The 561-nt window shown below is 70.9% G+C and carries 1 protein-coding gene; it reads left to right on the forward strand.

Annotation, left to right across the window (positions count from 1 at the left end):
• A partial coding sequence (locus AC27IQ_RS26880) for a ComEC/Rec2 family competence protein (protein WP_487091526.1) occupies positions 1-561 on the forward strand: 561 nt, incomplete at both ends.

Raw genomic sequence — 561 nt, forward strand, 5'->3', positions numbered from 1 at the left:
TGGCCGGGGGCGTGCTGCTGGCCTGGGCCTATGCCGTGTTCAGCGGCTGGGGCGTGCCGGCGCAGCGCACGGTGTGCATGCTGGCCACCGTGGCGCTGCTGCGGCTTTCCGGGCGGCGCTGGCCCTGGCCCCAGGTCTGGCTGCTGGCCTGCGCGGTGGTCGTGCTGTCCGATCCCTGGGCGCTGCTGCAGGCGGGGTTCTGGCTGAGCTTCGTCGCGGTGGCGGTGCTTTTTGCTACTGATTCAATAGCAAAGGAGGTAAATGAATCTAGGGCATCGGGCCGATTGGCCGCCATGCTGCGCGAGCAGTGGGTGGTCACGCTCGCCCTCACGCCGCTCACGCTGCTGCTGTTCGGGCAGGTGTCCGTCGTCGGCCTGCTGGCCAACCTGGTGGCGATTCCCTGGATCACGCTGCTGGTCACCCCGCTGGCTTTGGCCGGCACCCTGTGGGCGCCGCTGTGGACCGCCGCCGCGTGGTGCGTGCTGCCGTTTGCCGGCCTGCTGCAGTGGCTGGCCGCGTTGCCGTGGGCCGCGGTGTCGCTGCCCGCCGCTCCGGTGTGGG

It is taken from the genome of Acidovorax sp. KPB24-07 (genome assembly GCF_057543315.1).